The organism is Demequina pelophila, assembly GCF_000971175.1.
In the GTDB taxonomy this organism is placed as follows: Bacteria; Actinomycetota; Actinomycetes; order Actinomycetales; family Demequinaceae; genus Demequina; species Demequina pelophila.
The window spans coordinates 43,609-58,486 of record NZ_BBLY01000007.1 but is presented as its reverse complement, the minus strand read 5'-3'; the positions used below and the strand labels follow the sequence as shown (position 1 = coordinate 58,486).

The 14,878-nt window shown below is 69.0% G+C and carries 11 protein-coding genes; 9 read left to right on the top strand and 2 right to left on the bottom strand.

Annotation, left to right across the window (positions count from 1 at the left end; all coding sequences use genetic code 11):
• The first annotated feature begins 64 nt into the window (after window positions 1-64).
• The 5 genes from AOM03_RS10760 (at window position 65) to AOM03_RS10740 (ending at window position 5,376) form a co-directional block, all read left to right on the top strand.
• On the top strand, window positions 65-982 hold the full coding sequence (locus AOM03_RS10760; RefSeq protein WP_062381236.1) for a hypothetical protein: 918 nt from the start codon (window positions 65-67) through the stop codon (window positions 980-982).
• 90 nt (window positions 983-1,072) lie between these two features.
• Window positions 1,073-1,999 carry an Ltp family lipoprotein gene (locus tag AOM03_RS10755; RefSeq protein WP_227589973.1) on the top strand — a complete coding sequence of 309 codons (927 nt, stop codon included), beginning with the start codon at window positions 1,073-1,075 and terminating at the stop codon, window positions 1,997-1,999.
• Between the two features lie 64 nt (window positions 2,000-2,063).
• Complete coding sequence (locus AOM03_RS10750; protein ID WP_062381232.1) at window positions 2,064-2,711, top strand: PASTA domain-containing protein; 648 nt, start codon at window positions 2,064-2,066, stop codon at window positions 2,709-2,711.
• An 88-nt stretch (window positions 2,712-2,799) separates the two neighbouring features.
• Window positions 2,800-3,363, top strand: a complete 564-nt coding sequence (locus AOM03_RS10745; protein WP_062381230.1) for a hypothetical protein — start codon at window positions 2,800-2,802, stop codon at window positions 3,361-3,363.
• Between the two features lie 267 nt (window positions 3,364-3,630).
• The gene (locus AOM03_RS10740; RefSeq protein ID WP_156157725.1) at window positions 3,631-5,376 is read left to right on the top strand and encodes a hypothetical protein; all 1,746 of its coding nucleotides are present in this window, start codon (window positions 3,631-3,633) and stop codon (window positions 5,374-5,376) included.
• 12 nt (window positions 5,377-5,388) lie between these two features.
• Here AOM03_RS10740 and AOM03_RS10735 read toward each other — a convergent pair whose 3' ends face one another.
• Window positions 5,389-6,300, bottom strand: a complete 912-nt coding sequence (locus AOM03_RS10735) for a nuclease-related domain-containing protein (RefSeq protein ID WP_062381226.1) — start codon at window positions 6,298-6,300, stop codon at window positions 5,389-5,391.
• A gap of 150 nt (window positions 6,301-6,450) precedes the next feature.
• Between AOM03_RS10735 and AOM03_RS10730 the strand changes: the two genes are divergently transcribed.
• The 4 genes from AOM03_RS10730 to AOM03_RS10715 are packed head-to-tail and all read left to right on the top strand — an operon-like array spanning window position 6,451 to window position 13,883.
• Window positions 6,451-7,659: a PD-(D/E)XK nuclease family protein gene (locus AOM03_RS10730; RefSeq protein ID WP_062381224.1), complete on the top strand. Its 1,209-nt coding sequence runs from the start codon at window positions 6,451-6,453 to the stop codon at window positions 7,657-7,659.
• 43 nt (window positions 7,660-7,702) lie between these two features.
• Window positions 7,703-8,917 carry a DUF6361 family protein gene (locus AOM03_RS10725; protein ID WP_062381222.1) on the top strand — a complete coding sequence of 405 codons (1,215 nt, stop codon included), beginning with the start codon at window positions 7,703-7,705 and terminating at the stop codon, window positions 8,915-8,917.
• On the top strand, window positions 8,914-10,737 hold the full coding sequence (locus AOM03_RS10720) for a phospholipase D family protein (protein ID WP_062381221.1): 1,824 nt from the start codon (window positions 8,914-8,916) through the stop codon (window positions 10,735-10,737). The genes AOM03_RS10725 and AOM03_RS10720 overlap by 4 nt, the downstream gene beginning before the upstream one ends.
• A complete protein-coding gene (locus AOM03_RS10715; protein ID WP_062381219.1) occupies window positions 10,734-13,883 on the top strand; it encodes a DEAD/DEAH box helicase in 3,150 nt (1,049 codons plus the stop codon). Before AOM03_RS10720 ends, AOM03_RS10715 begins: the two co-directional genes overlap by 4 nt.
• 8 nt (window positions 13,884-13,891) lie before the next feature.
• On the opposite strand, the gene AOM03_RS10710 is transcribed toward AOM03_RS10715, so the two are convergent.
• The gene (locus AOM03_RS10710) at window positions 13,892-14,812 is read right to left on the bottom strand and encodes a restriction endonuclease (RefSeq protein WP_062381218.1); all 921 of its coding nucleotides are present in this window, start codon (window positions 14,810-14,812) and stop codon (window positions 13,892-13,894) included.
• Window positions 14,813-14,878: the final 66 nt, after the last annotated feature.

Sequence of the window (14,878 nt, the reverse complement as noted above, 5' to 3'; positions counted from 1 at the left end):
ATGTCACGGCCTTCGAGGAGTTGGTTCGCACTCACGGGAACTTGTGTGAACTTACGGTTTTTGCATGAGTCAAATCGATGAAGCCTTGAACTCGGCGGAGACACGAAGGCCCTTCGCCGCGCGCTACGAGCACCGGGGCACGGGCATCGCCCTGGCGGGCCTCGGCGGCCTCTTCCTGCTCGCGGGCCTCGGCGGCGAGCCGGTCTCGCTCGTCTTGGCGCTGGCGCTGATCGCGGGTTCCGTCTACCTGCTGCGGGGGGTGGGCGAGAGCCCCGCAACCGCCCAGCGTCGGGCCGCGGCGGCGGAGCGACGGGAGCAGGCCGTGCAGGCCGCCACGGATGCCCTGGCCGCAGCCGAGGGCGGCGGCGCCAAGCTGGTTGCGTACCGCAATCTGGAGTCGGTGCTTGCGCGCGAGTACCCGGCGGACGCCGCGGCGCGTTTCGACGCCGCCTTGGACTCGATCGGGTTCGACCGTGGCGACCTCGACTCACCGCGTTTCGGGTACGTGGCCGCGGTGTCCGGCGGGTCCGTCGAGGTCTTTCGCGACTGGGTGGTGTTCGGGCAGGAGGCTCACGACGTCGACGCGTCGACCCGTTGCCAGGTCTTCGTGGACGGCGCGGTCCAGGTGAGCTCGCACGTGGAGGAGGACAGGAACGGCCGGAAGCGTGTGGTCAACCAGCAGCACGACATGCGCCGCGCGACTCTCCAGTTCACGAGCGCGTCGTGGTCCATGTCCGTCGCCATCCAGCCGGATGCCGTTGACGAGGCACGGCTCCTGGCAGCGAGGCTCGTCGGTCACGTCGAGTCCCTGGCTCCGGCGGCCGCCAGCACCGCCGACATTCAGGAGCTGGTGCGGACCATCCTGGACAACACCGGCCAGCCGCCGGCGGAGAAGCTGCAGCAACTGTCGAACCTCCGGTACGAGCGGTTGCTCACGGACGACGAGTTCAAGCTCGCCAAGGACAAGATCCTGGGCCTCTGAGGCGCTCTTCTTCCAGCCGGGCTTTCGTCGGCTACCTGCTACTCACCCATCCCGCGACATCCAATGCAGCAATGTTCTGAGGGGGACACCATGAACCACACCCAACAGGGACCACCCGCGCCGCCTCCGGCGCCGCCAGGCACTCCGCTGGCCCCGCCGGCACCGCCCACGGCGGACAAGCCGTTCTGGCAGCGCACGTGGGTCCGCTTCGCGGGCGCCGCAGTGGGCGGCATGGTCATCGGCACGATGATCACCGGCGGCGGCGACGACCCGACCGAGTCGGACGAGTACCGCGCGCTCGAGGTGACGGCTGCCGACCGCGCCGCGGAACTCGAGGCCCTTGAGGAGCAGTCCGCTGCGCTCGACGCGCGCATCGTGGAGCTCGAGACCGCACGCGACGAGGCCGATGATCTCGCGCAGGAGCTTGAGAAGCGTGCCACCGAGTTGCAGGACGCGGTCGACGACGCCGCAGCCGCGCCGGCGGACGACGACGTCTACGAGGCCGAGGAGGCGGAGGCGCCGACGACCGACTCCGCGGAGTCGACGAACTCTGGCTCAACCGAATCGACAGACTCCGGCTCCACCGAGACGGTGGCGCAGAACAACGCGCGGCGATCGGCGGAGTCGTACCTGGCGTTCTCTGCGTTCTCGCGTTCGGGATTGATCGGTCAGCTCGAGTTCGAGGGCTATGAGACGGCGGACGCGGAGTACGCCGTCGACGCCGTCGGCGCAGACTGGATGGCGCAGGCCGCGCGAAGCGCTGTGGATTACCTGGAGTTTTCGGCGTTTTCGCGGTCGGGATTGATCGGTCAGCTCGAATTCGAGGGCTACACCACGGAGCAGGCCACCCACGGCGTGGACGCCGCAGGCACCGACTGGATGGAGCAGGCCGCGAAGAAGGCCGAGGAGTATCTGGACTTCTCCTCGTTCTCCCGCGCCGGCCTGATCAGCCAGCTCGAGTTCGAGGGATTCACGGCCGAGCAGGCGGCCTACGGTGTGAGCGAGGTGGGGCTGTGATCAACCGCGAACAGCACGCAATCGTTTCCGTGGCCCGTGGCGGCCGTCAGTTGAGGAGGATGCCATGACGCAGTACACCCCGCCGCCGCCCCCGGGCGCGCCCACGTCCAGCCAGAGCCCGAATGATCTGCCCGTGTGGCAGCGCCCTTGGGCGCAGTACGGTGCGGTCGCTCTCGCGGGGCTCGTGCTCGGAGTCGTCGCGACGGTAGGTGGCGGAGACCCCACCGCGTCGAGCGAGTACCGGTCGCTCGAGCGGACCGTCGAACAGCGTGACGGGGAGATCGCCGAACTCGAGGCGACCAACGCCGAGTTCGACGCGCAGATCGCCGAGCTCGAGGGCGCCGTCGAGGACGCCGAGACCCGCGCCTCCGAGCTTTCGACCATGCTCACCTCCTTGGAGGAGGCCGCCGAGGAAGCGGGCGTCGTCGGTGCCGACGGCGACGTCGAGCCGGCCGAGGAGCGCGAGGCCCCGTCCGTGTCCGAGACCTTCACCATGCCGAGCCTCGTCGGCATGAATCTGCAGCTGGCGCAGGACTCGCTGCAGGAGCTCGGCTCGTACTTCCTCGACCAGGAGGACTGGACGGGCGACGGCCGGAGGCAGCTCATCGACACCAACTGGCAGGTGTGCGCTCAGGAGCCGGCCGCCGGCACCGAGACGAGCATCGGCGAGATCGTCACCCTCTGGTCGGTGAAGCTCAGCGAGACCTGCTGACCCGCCTCGCGAGCTGAAGGTCCGGCCCCCGGTTCGGGGCCGGACCTTCAGCGGACCCGGTGCCGGACGCGGCATGCGACCCTATGGCGTGATCGAGACGACCCTGATTCCCCTGGACGATGCGCTGGACCGGTTCGAGCTGGAGGCCGCCCACCGGCCGCTCGTGCGTCAGATCGCGCTGCGCGCCGGCATCGTCGGCTGCGAGGTGAAGGCGAGCTACGTCAAGGCGATCCGCATCGACGGGATGCACCCCCTGCACGTAACCCACCGCGGCGTCGAGTGGTTCTCGTCGCGCGTCGAGGCCGTGTCCGCCTCCGGGCTCACCGAGGGCATCCGCTCCAAGGTCAACCGCGCCGGCACCGAGAACTGGAGCGTCGCCTTCCCCAAGGTGGTCGCCGCGCCCACGGTCGTGCCGGCTGACGATGCGCCTGTGCACGATGCGACAGCCGCCTCGGCGGCCCCTGTCGCCCCGGTCGTGGGTGCGGCGGGGGAGAAGGCGCCCCGTGCATCGGCCCCGGTGGTGCCGAGCCCCGTGGTGCCGACTGCGGTCGCGCCGGCGCGGTCACCGCGGCCGGTCGAGCGCGACTACGGCGTATGCGAGACGTGCTGGCAGGCGCGGACCGCGGCGGGGAGCTGCGGCTGCGATGACTGATGTGGCGGGCCGTTCTTGAAGGTGCGCCGGCGGTACCTACGTGCGGTCGAGGTCGTGAACCTCTCCGCGGCCGGAGCGTAGGGCCGCGTCGGTACTGACCTGCTCGATGAGCGGGAAAAGGCGCCTGCGCGCGTCCGATGCGGTGATGGCCATGGCCGTCCCTCCGTCGGTATGGGGACTCGCCTCAATCTAGGTGTGCCACAAGCGCTCCGAAAGGGGCTGTGGAGAACTCGTGGGCGGCCGCTCGCCGGCGGGTAGCCTCGACCCGTGCCCAAAAAGCGACGCCACCCCAAGCGCCCCATCCATCGTCGAGTGGAGCCCCGCCGCCACCTCGAAGCGGTGCCCGGGGGCGGTGACCTCGGACACTCGCCCGCGCCGGACCTGCTGGACGGGGTGCGGCAGGCGCTCCGCTCGGACAGCCCTGTCGAGCTGATCGGGCTCGTGAGCGGGATGCTCGAGGTCTCCGATTCTCGGGACCAGGACGTGTGGGGCGATGACCTGTGGGGCGATGCGGATCGGGAGGTGGTCCCTCGGGTTGACCTCGTCCGATCGTTCCTCGAGATCCCCTACGCGGAGACCACGGCCCTCCTCACGGTGATGAGTCGGATGCTGCCCGCGGACGACGCGCTCCTGGTGGAGATCGGCGCGGAACTGTCGCGACGGCGTCATCCGCTGCCGCTATGGCTGCGCGACCTTGCCGAGGGCCGGGTCGAGACGTCGGTCGCACGCATGACGGAGACGCTGGGCGACGGTGAGAACTGCATGCTGGGCTTGCGGTTCGCCTCCGGCGCGCAGTTCACGGCGGTGATCTACATCGATCACAACCTCGGCTCGGCGGTGAAGGACGCATTCCTCATTCCCGAGCCCCTCCACCGGATCATCGGGGACATGCGAGCGGGGGCGTTCGGCGACTCGAGCCAGACGCGCTTCGCCGACTGGGACCCGGCGACGGCGCGGGCGACCGTGAGCGCCGCCCTGGAGCAGGGCCGTCGCACGCTCGGCATGCCCGAGAGTGACCACTGGCCCATGCTCCGGCCCTCCATCGAGTGGCTGCTCACTTTGCTGCCCGCCGGGGGTGTGGCCGAGGGTGACGAGCCGTGGGACGACGCTCAGGTCGAGGCGTTGCGCGCGGAGTTCCTCGCGTACGCGGGGGACCAGGTGATCGACGATGAGGACGCCGAGTTCGGGCTCGACATGATCCTCCACTTCGGCTCCACCTACAACGTCGGCGGCCCTCTGCGGTGGAGCGAGAGCGTCGCCGAGCGGTTCCTTCTCGACTGGATGCCGCGAAAGGTGATGGTGGGCTACGAGGAGGTCGAGGAGTTGCCGACCCTGCTGGCGACCTACGTCGCGTTCGTGCACCGGCGCGAGGGAGTCGATGCGGCAGAGACCGCCGCGGTGCTCACCGCGATCGCTGATGCGGTGGACCCGTTCGCGCTCGCGATGAGCGGCGGCGACCCCATGGCGGGAATCGACCCGTTCGACCTGGAGTGGCTGGTGCGTGCCGAGCTCGAGGAGGCCGTGGGCGGCTACGAGGCGTTGGATGCGCTCGATGCGGAGCCGCTGCCCGACGAGGACTTCGCCTGGGGCGGCATCGCCGAGGACATCCGTGAGCGGGTCGGCGAGTTCCTGGAACTTCTGGACCGCGTGGCCGGCGAGCGGCTCGACGTCGAGCACCGCACCGCGATGCGACGCTTCCTCGCGCGTGTCGCGATCGAGGACCCGGCGATCTTCCGACGTCGAGCCTCGGTGCCGCGTGGCGCGGCCGCGATCGGGTGGGCGATCGGCCGCGCGAACGACACCGTGGGCGCGCACAGCAAGGGAGTGAACGCCAAGGAGTTCACCGGGTGGTTCGGTGTCGACGGTTCCGTGTCCGAACGTGCCCAGCCGATGCTGCGCGCGATCGGTGCCCCGCCGCCCACGCCCTGGGGAGCGCTGGCGCTGGGGGCCGCGGACCTGCTGGTGTCGGACCGTCGCGCGGCGATCATCGAGGAGCGGGATCGGCTCGGTTGAGCCGAGCCGGGGCTACGGCGTCCAGGTGGTTGAGCGGCGCGCGATCGAGTAGATGGCGTCGACCTCGTCGGCGGTCAATGCCGGGTCCAGGCGCTTGAGGTTGGTGTCGATGTTGTGGTTGGTCACCACGCCGACGCCCGCGAGCGAGCCCGCATGCTTCAGTTCCGGCTGCAGCAGATTCCCGTTGTAGACGGCGATCCAGGGCTGCACGCGCTTCACATCAGCTCCCGCGGATCGCAGCATCGTGTAGGCGCGCTTGGCCTGCCGCCTCGCCTGATCGGCGTGGTCGGTCTTGGCTCCGTTGACCAGGACGGCGTGCTTCGTGACGGTGACCCTCGCGCCCGGGTGGTGCTTCGCGTTGACCAGGATGACACCGCCGGGGCCGATCGCGAGGTGATCGATGTCTGCGTTGTCTCCGACCGGGATCGAGTGGAGAATCCGCCAGCCGTGCTTTGCCATCTTGTCGAGCGCGGCGCCGATCTTCTCCTCGCCCTCGGCGCCCCGGCGCCAGGCACGCTCCTCGGTGTTCACGTCGAGCGCGCGGAACAGCAGGGGCATCACCTTGCCGACGCGCTTCTCGCGTTCCCACGCCGCAGCTGCCGCGTCGCGCGCCAACTGCCCGGGTCGGCGAGCGGCGAGGTCGGCCCACTCGGGTTCGGCGTGCGGTGAGGGCGGCTCGTCGGACACGTCATCGGTGTCGTTGCTCTTGTCCGTGTCCATGATTGGGGCCGATGCGGGGGCCGGTTCGTCGCCATCGGCGCGCCAGGCCCGAAGCGCGTCGGCCACCGACGGGTCGGTGCCCTCCTCGAGCGTGACTTCGCCGGTCTGGAGGTCAAGGAAGCCGAGCCTGATTCCGTCGGCCGCGTTGGCGTAGACGCGCTCCTTGCCATAGCGCTTCCAATGCTTGAGAACCATGCCGTCCATCGCCGCCTCCGTGGTTTGTCACCGCAGGTACCGGAGACATCCTGGCAGTCGGCTGATCCTGGGCCGGAGCTGAAGCCCATGGCTGTGGGGAGCGTCACACGCGGTCGTGTTTGTCGTCTGACCGAGACCCGCGGCCACTAGCGTCGAGGCGTGAACACGGAAGTACATGACTTCGATCGACTGGTGACGGCGTTGGTGCCGTCGCTGTCGCGGTCGCTCGCCGAGCGCTTCAACGTGTTCACGGTGATGCACCACGGCACTCACGAGAAGCAGCTGTCGAACGTGTTCGCCTGGCTCTTCGACGCCGAGGGGACGCACGGCCTCGGCGACGCCTTCCAGCGGATCTTCGTGCAGCAGGTCAACGATGGGCTCCGCGACCCGGCTCGCTTCCCGGCGACCGGCTACCGCGTCGCTCAGGAGGTCGACACATGCGGGCACGTCGCGTGCGCGCACAAGACCCCCGGGCGCCAGGAGGCGGGCAAGGACATCGCGGACATCGTGCTGGCCGGCGAGCGCGCCCGAATCGTCGTGGAGAACTACTGGACCTCCGACGGTCACGGGCACTGCCACCAGTGCTACCTCGATTTCGGCCGCAGCGGGGTGGACGATGCGGTGGTGGTCCTGCTGTGTGGGCGCCGGGAGCCGTGGCGCCAAGACAGCGGGTGGGAGGACGCCGCGGTCGTCACGTACGCGGAGCTGATCACCGCGTTGCGCGACTACCTTGACAGGGACTCCCGGTGGCGCGTTGCACATCCAGACCAGGCGTTCTTCATTCAGCAGATGGCGGAGCAGTTCGTGGAAGAAGTGAGGCCTGTGAGCACCGACGAGAGCATCGATTTCATCGCGGCACTGTGCGCGACCGGCGAGTCCGACCGCTATGGCTTCCGGCCACAGGAGCGCGCCGCCGCGGAATTCGGGGACGAGGTCGCGCAACACGCCAAGCATCAATTCGAGGAGGGCCGGCGCACCCTGGGCGAGATCAAGCGCGCGCTCAAGTGGTACGCCGAGCACGTGCTGGTCGGCCAGGTGAACGCGACCGCCCCGGCGCATCCCATCGTCGGCGTCAAGGCGAACTACCAGGGAATGTGGGAGTTCTGCATCGTCCTTGAGCGCGGTGAGGCGGCACCGATGATCTACCTGGAGTTCGGGCCTACCGCGGTCGCCGAGTACAAGGTCTGCACCGGCGACATCGCGACACCGGACTACTCGACGGTCTTCGTGACGAGGCAGGCGCCCGAGGGATCCGGGATCGACCGCAATGTGGCGACGACGGTGAGCCTTGCGGACGTGCTCACGGGGATCGCCGCTGACGACGTGCGCCTACGCGATGCGGTGCTTCACGCGATCGGTTCTCGCTAGGGCTCGGGCGATGCCTCGAGGTGCCGATGCGGATAATGAGGCCATGACCTCAAGCTTCGGCTGGCTCGACAACGACGACGCACAGCGCCGCAGGATGATCGAGATCGTCGAGCTCTTTCGCCAGCCAGGGACCGTCGACGAGCTCGGCATCGGTTCGATTCGTGACACTCTCGCGAACGCCATGTTCCCGGGCACATCGACCCTGCACACGCGACTCAGGTACGTGCTGTTCCTGCCGTGGCTCATGCAGCGCGCGGCGACCAAGCGGACGCCAACCGAGATGGCGGCCGAGTTCCGCGAACTCGAGTTTCGTCTCATCGGCAGCCTCCGGGCCGGCGGAGAGGATGAGGGAGTCCTCGGCAACGTGGCCGGGCGCAAGCTCAAGCGGCTCCCCAGCGTCGTCTACTGGTCGGTGCTCGGCTCGTGGGGAATCGTCGACTCGTCGTCATCGGACGCGTATTTCCGGCGTCAGCACGACATGCGGTCGCTCGCGCAGCGCGCCGCGGCGGCCGACGACCCGGAGGCTCGCGAGATCCTTCCCACGGTGGGATTGGACCCGCACCTCCCGGTTGTCCCCAGCGACCTGCTCTCGGCCGCCACTTTCGCCTTGAGCGCTCAGGAAGGCGACTATCTGGGCGACCGCATCGTCTCTGCCACCGAGGGGTCGCTGCTCGCGTGGCTCATCCGTCATCAGCCGGAGAACGTGTCGTCGGCTCTCGATGGCGCCGGAGCGGCGGCGCCGTGGGAGATCGCGAACCTCAGCGACCTCGACTCGGTGACCGCGCAGACCATCGAGCACGCGCGGCGTTTCAGCCTGCTGGTCCACGGCGCCGCTCTCGTCTACAACCTCGGGCTCGCGCGCAAGGCGCGTCGCGAGGACGTGGTCGAGCGCCATCACGCGGCGCTGACCGCCTGGCAGCAGGAAGAGGACCCGGCACGCACCGTCGCTGGATGGGACAGGGGAGGGTTCTGGGCGCTGATGGCGGACCAGAACCCGCGTCTGAGGTCGTTGACGTGCACTTTCGTCGACGCATGGCTGGACCTGGTTGCGACGGGCGTCGATCTCTCCACGAGCGCCGATGCCGAGCATCTGGTCGCGACGCGCGAGCGGCAGATCAAGGGACCGCGCGCACGCTTCTACAACCAGTCGGCGCTCGACATCTGGCCCGGCTCCAGCGGGCTCGGTCGCCTCACCTATCGGTGGAACGAGACGCGCTCGCATCTGGAGGATCTCTACGACGCGAGGGAGGCCGCGTGACTCTCGCCCCGGAGACCCGAGTCCTGCTCACGGATGCGCTCCGCCCGCCCTCCGGATTCGCCCTCGAAGTGGCCGTGGGCACCACATACTCCCTCAACCTCACATCGTTGTTGCTCGCGCCGCTGTCGTTCGCTGTCCACGAGCAGGTCGGCGGCACCGACCCGGACTCCGCCGACCCGATCGCCCTCCTCGAGTCCGTCCGCAGATACGCCGAACGCGCCACCGTGTTCTGCCAGGCGGGCGGGATCGACGTGCCCGCCTCCTACCGCGCTCTCGTGGCGTTCGTCGAGGACAGCGTGGTCGAGGTCTCCGCGCCGCGCGAAGGGGCGATCTTCCACCCGAAGGTCTGGGCGCTCCGGTTCCGCGATACCGAGGGCCGCGCCGCGCATCGTGCCGTGATCCTCAGCCGCAACCTCACGCAGGACCGGTCGTGGGACACCGCGCTCGTGCTCGACGAGGATTCGCGTGGAACGATCCCGGCGGAGCCGCTCGCGCAATTCGTCGAGGCGCTTCCCGGGCTCGCGCTCCGGGCGGTGGACGATGCCCGGGCCGGGGAGATCGCGGACCTCGCCGATGGGCTCGCGCGAGTCCGATTCGCCCCACCGGCCGGCTTCGACGGCGGCGAGTTGCTCCCGATCGGGATTGACGGAGCCGAGGTCTGGCCGTTCCCGACTCGGGCTCGGCGGCTGCTCGCGATCAGCCCGTTCCTCACGTCGTCCGCACTCGACGAACTCGCGCGGCTCACCACGAATCGCACGCTCGTGTCCCGGCAGGAGACCCTCGAACTCGTCGGGGGCCGTGCGATCGCCGGGTGGAAGGCCCACGTGCTTCAGCGCCTGGCGGAGGCCGACCCGGACGAGGACATCGGAGAGGCCGAGCGCGCCCTCTCGGAACTCGCCGGCGCGCGCGAGGGGCTCCATGCAAAGACCTTCGTGCTCGATCTGCCGGGATCCCGCTCGATGGTGGTGACCGGAAGTGCGAACCTCACCAGCCGCCGGTGGGGCAACAACGTCGAGTTCGACGCGGTCCTCACGGGTCGTACTCGCGACTGCGGAGTCATGAGCGTGCTCGACGGCACGGACGATGCTCCCGGGCTCACCCGCATGCTCGAGTCGGCGACGATCGCGGAGGAGGACGGCATCGACGATGCGAGCATCGCCGTGACCTACGCGATCGAGGCCTTTCACCGTGCGATCGCCGAGCGCGGGGTCGATGCGCGGGTGGACGCCGTCGACGGCGACGTCGTCGAGGTCGCCGTCACCATGTCCTGGCCTGAGAATCCGCCGGGGGAGACCCGGGTCTGGCCCATCTCGCTGCCGCGCGACAGCCAGTCGACCGCGCTCGCCGCCACATCGGTCTGGCAGATCGCAGGCAACCACGTCACGCCCTTCATCGCCGTCGAGACCACCGCCGGCGAGGGCGATGCGCGCGTGACCCGGCGATGCGTGATCAAGGCCACGTTGTCGGGAGAGGTGGGCGATCGCCGTCAGCACGCGCTGAAGTCCGTGCTCGCCACGCCTCAGGACGTCCTCAGGTATCTGGTCTTCCTGCTCGGCGACCCGGCGTACGACTCGCTCATCGCCGACCTGGCCGGTGCGACCGGCGAACGCACGTGGGGATCCGCGCCCGCAGGCGAGTTGGTCGACATCGCGCTCTTCGAGCCAATGGTGCGTGCCACGGGGCGCGACGAGGGTGCGTTGGCGCGCATCGCCAGCGCCGTCGACGAGATCCGAGGCGTGCCCGATGGGCCGGCGCTGCCCGATGGCTTTGACGAGTTGTGGTCCGTGGTGTGGGCTGTGCACCAGGAGCGCCGCGCATGAAGAAGCCCGACCACGAGCGGGTCCTCGCGAGCCTCAAGGACTTCCAGCGGGACACCGTCGACTATGCGTTCCGCCGCCTGTGGACCGACGATGACTGGACCAAGCGGTTCCTGGTCGCCGACGAGGTCGGTCTGGGAAAGACCATGGTCGCCAAGGGCGTCATCGCGAAGACCGTCGACTACCTCTGGGACAAGGAGGAACGGATCGACGTCGTCTACATCTGCTCGAACTCCCAGATCGCCAGGCAGAACCTCAGCCGACTCAACGTGGTCGGCGGGACGGTCATGCGGCATGCCGATCGTCTCACCCTGCTGCCACAGGTGATTCGTGATCTGCGCGGCCAGAAGATCAACTTCGTCTCGTTCACCCCCGGAACATCGTTCTCGGTTGGCAGTTCGGGAGGAGCGTCGCGCGAGCGCGTTCTGCTTCACACCATGCTCGCCGAGCGCTGGGGCAGAGACGTCATTCACAAGGCAGCCTGGGTGAAGTTCTTCCGCGGCGGCGTGCGCCGCGACCGTTTCGAGGGCCAGCTGCGATGGTTCGACCGTGAAAGCCTCGACCAGCAACTGGTCGACTCCTTCCACGAGGAGATCGCCCGAGCCGTCGGACCTCAGGGCGGCGCGCTGCGCGATGAGCTCGAGGCGTGCGCAGCCGAGTACACGCACCTGCGATCGCGCGCGCCCGACGAGCTGCGGTGGCGGCGGGATCGCCTCGTGGGCATGCTGCGCCACCTGGTCGCCAAGGCCGGTGTCGAGCATCTCGAGCCGGACCTGGTGATCCTCGACGAGTTCCAGCGCTTCAAGGACGTACTCGACGGGGACGGCTACGGTGCGGACCTCGCGCGCGAGGTGTTCGACCATGTGAACGCACGGGTCCTGCTGTTGTCGGCCACCCCCTTCAAGATGTACACGCTGCCGGACGAGCCTGCCGGTGACGATCACTTCGCCGACTTCAACCGGACGGTCGAGTTCCTCGGCGGGCGCGAGGCGGCCGGCCGGGTGCGCCGCGACCTGAGGACCATGCGCGACGCGGCGCTCGCGGGCGCCCAGCCCGAGGGGGCGGCCGCCCGCGGGAGGGTCGAGGCCGAGCTGAGGCGCTTCATGGCGAGAACCGAGCGACTCGCGTCGACGCCCGACCGGGACGGGATGCTCGCGCAGAGGGACATGCCAGGCCTCGCGCTGGGAGTACAGGATCTCGAGGCATGGGTGACCTTCGACAAGGTCGCGCGGGCCCTGGACCGCCACGACGTGTTCGAGTACTGGCGCAGCACGCCGTACCCGCTCAATCTGATGGAGCGCAACTCCTACCTGGTTCGCCAGCACTTCGAGGCCGCGGTCGAGCGCGAGGATCCGGAACTCGCACGCGTGCTGGACGGCGCGGGAGGGTTGCTGTCCTGGCAGGACATCGTCCACTACCGCCGGGTGGACCCGGGCAACGCCAAGTTGCGCGGCTTGCTTGCCGACGTGCTCGATCGCGGGGCGTGGCAGTTGGCGTGGCTTCCGCCGTCGCTGCCGTACTACAACCCGCGCGGGGCTTACGCGGAGCCGGAGCTCGCGGACTTCACCAAGCGGCTGATCTTCTCCGCCTGGGCGGTGGTCCCGAAGTCCGTTGCGGTGATGACGAGCTACGAGGCCGAGAGGCGCACCATCGAGGCCAGCGGGGTCGAACACCGTGACTACGACGCGCATCGTCCAGTCACGCCGCCGCTCCAGTACCGGCAGTCGGGCACCACGGCGGCGCTGCTGTTCCCGCAGCCTGCACTCGCGCGGCTTGGCGATCCTCTCGCGATCGCTCGCGAGCACGGCGCGATGCCGATGGACCGCGACTGGCTCATCGGCATCGTGCGTCACCGTGTGGACGCGGCGCTCGGGCGCATCGCGCACCTCAAGACCCACGGTGGCGCGACCGACTCGCGCTGGTACTGGGCTGCTCCGGCCCTGATGGGAGCAACCGAGGGGGGCACCGGTGTCGGGGAATTCGTGTCCCAGGTGCGTCGCGAGGCGGAGTCCGGCGGCGAGGACGGGCCCGGGTGGCTCAACGAGCACCTGCGGCTGTTCGAACGACTCGACGGAGCCGCGACGCTTGATGACGTGGAGCGCATCGGCCTCGGTGCCTGGCCTCACGACCTCGCAGAAGTTCTGACCGAGCTTGCGCTCGGCGGCCCCGGCACGCTGGCCCTGCGTGCGCTGTCGCGCGTGTGCGGTGGCGGCGATTCACTGGATGATCCACAGGTGCGCGCGTCCGCCTTCACCGTCGCACAGGGGCTGCGGTCGCTGTTCAACAAGCCGGAGATCGTGGCGTTGCTGCGCACAGTTGAGGGCGAGGTGTACTGGCGGGAAGTGGCACGACATTGTCTCGACGGCTGTCTGCAGGCGGTGCTCGACGAGTATGCGCACGTCCTCGTCGAATCCGAGGGGCTCCAGGACGTCGAGCTGCTGCGGCGCGCGCCGCGCATCGCTGAGGTGATGGCCGAGGCGCTGTCCATCCGCACTGCCGCCAACGTCGTCGAGGATGTGCGTGTCGAGGACGGGCGCGTGGTGGCGGACGCGCAGCGCATGTCCAGCCACTTTGCGGCCCGCTATGGCAGAACCCAGGCCAGCGACAGCGCGCTCATGCGTGAGGGGACCGTGCGGGTCGCCTACAACTCGCCGTTCCGGCCGTTCGTGCTCGCGTCGACGTCGGTGGGGCAGGAGGGCCTGGACTTCCACACCTACAGCCATGCCATCGTCCACTGGAACCTGCCCGGGAACCCTGTCGATCTCGAACAGCGGGAGGGTCGGGTGCACCGGTACAAGGGGCACGCGGTGCGCAAGAACGTGGCACGGGACTTCACTGGCGCCGCATTGAAGAGCGACGACCCGGATCCCTGGGCGGCGGCCTTCGCCGCGGCCGTCGCGGCGCGCGACGGCGCGGATTCGGAGGTGGTGCCGTTCTGGGTGTACTCGTCGGAGGGCGGCGCGAAGATCGAGCGATACGTGCCGGCGCTCCCACTCAGCCGCGAGTTGCAGCACTACCGCAGGCTCATGCGCACCGTGGTGACCTACCGTCAGTTGCTCGGGCAACCGCGCCAGGACGAGCTGATCCAGGCGATGGGCGAGGGGACCGAGTGGTTGCGGATCGACCTCAGCCCGCCGCGACCAGCGTGACGGTCTGCCTACTCGAAGAAGTCCTCGTCGACCTTGACCACGTCGTAGCGCTTCTCCACCTGAACCCCGACCCGGTACTTGATCATCAGCTCGGCGAGCCGGTCGCCGTTGATCAGGATGATCCGGGTCGGGATCTGCCGGGCGTAGTCGCGAGCGTGCTGTGTGAAGTCGCTCGAGGTGATGAAGACCCCGCGGCTCGCGCCGAATCCGTGGAGTGCTCCGATGAATGCCTGAATCGCCTCGCGGCCGACGGTGTTGCCTGCGTTGTAGCGCTTGGCCTGGACGTAGATCTGGTCGAGCCCGAGAGCGTCCTGATCGATCACCCCATCCACTCCGCCGTCGCCCGTGCCCCCGATGCGTTTGCCGCGTTGCTCGCTGCCGCCGTAGCCCATGGCGAGAAGGACCTCGACGACAGCCTGTTCGAAGAAGGCCGGATCGGCGCCGCGGAGCCGATCGAGCAGCGTTGCGGCCACCTCGGCCTTGATCAGTGCGACGCCGTCCTCGATGAGCTCGATCGGATCGGTGGTCTCCGACGCGGGTGACGCCTCGACTGCCGGTGCAGCAGCGCGCGTCTTCTCGGGCCAGAACGGCGTGAAGAACTCGTTGGCTGTGCTGAAGTCGTGGATGCCAGTGGGGAAGTCAGTGAGCCAGGCTCGTCCGGCGTCCGTGAGTTCGTACTCGCCGCGGGCGACGCGAGCGACAAGTCCCGCCTTGGTCGCGTGCGTGATCGCCCACTGTGCGCGGTTGTGTGCGCGCGAGCCTCCACTGTCGAGCGTCTCTTCACGGGCGTCGTCGTCGAGATCAAGCAGGTCGATGCTGCGAGCGACGAGAGTCCGGCGAGAGACCACGGCCTCCTGAGAGGCAGTGAGCAGGACAGGCCGGACGAACTCGGGCCAGATGGGGACGCGTGACGGTGCGGGGTCAGACATGGGAGCGATGCTATCGCCGCGACAGCACGGTCCGGCGGGTCCGAGACCCCGACTACCGTCGTCCTT

Bases quoted from the DNA above. Each gene is read 5' to 3' on its own strand.
- AOM03_RS10760 (WP_062381236.1), top strand. From the start codon at position 65: ATGAGTCAAATCGATGAAGCCTTGAACTCGGCGGAGACACGAAGGCCC.
- AOM03_RS10755 (WP_227589973.1), top strand. From the start codon at position 1,073: ATGAACCACACCCAACAGGGACCACCCGCGCCGCCTCCGGCGCCGCCA.
- AOM03_RS10750 (WP_062381232.1), top strand. From the start codon at position 2,064: ATGACGCAGTACACCCCGCCGCCGCCCCCGGGCGCGCCCACGTCCAGC.
- AOM03_RS10735 (WP_062381226.1), bottom strand. From the start codon at position 6,300: ATGGACGGCATGGTTCTCAAGCATTGGAAGCGCTATGGCAAGGAGCGC.
- AOM03_RS10725 (WP_062381222.1), top strand. From the start codon at position 7,703: ATGACCTCAAGCTTCGGCTGGCTCGACAACGACGACGCACAGCGCCGC.
- AOM03_RS10715 (WP_062381219.1), top strand. From the start codon at position 10,734: ATGAAGAAGCCCGACCACGAGCGGGTCCTCGCGAGCCTCAAGGACTTC.
- AOM03_RS10710 (WP_062381218.1), bottom strand. From the start codon at position 14,812: ATGTCTGACCCCGCACCGTCACGCGTCCCCATCTGGCCCGAGTTCGTC.